This window comes from Photorhabdus caribbeanensis, from assembly GCF_018448885.1.
GTDB lineage: Bacteria > Pseudomonadota > Gammaproteobacteria > Enterobacterales > Enterobacteriaceae > Photorhabdus > Photorhabdus caribbeanensis.
In genome coordinates this window covers 1-239 of record NZ_RCWB01000174.1, presented here as the reverse complement: position 1 = coordinate 239, position 239 = coordinate 1, and the positions used below count along the sequence as shown (strand labels likewise).

Here is a 239-nt window from a genome sequence, read left to right as displayed (position 1 = left end):
AACACACTCGCAGTAACGCAGAAGCTGGCTTCCGATATAAATGATAATGCTAATAATAAACTGGCAAAAGACCGAAACGGCGCAGACATTCCTGATAAAAATGAGTTTGTGAAAAACCTCGGTTTAAAAGAAACTATTGATAGCATGGAAAAATCCATTGATTGGAAAATCTATCCTGGTCAGTTTGGCATTGGTTCATCAAATGGAATGATTGTACCAGACGGAGATTACAATAACGC

Annotated in this window: 1 pseudogene; it reads left to right on the top strand. The window is 38.1% G+C overall.

Annotated elements, in window-relative coordinates:
• Window positions 1-239, top strand: a pseudogene (locus EAE90_RS24175) (hypothetical protein); the annotation flags it as partial.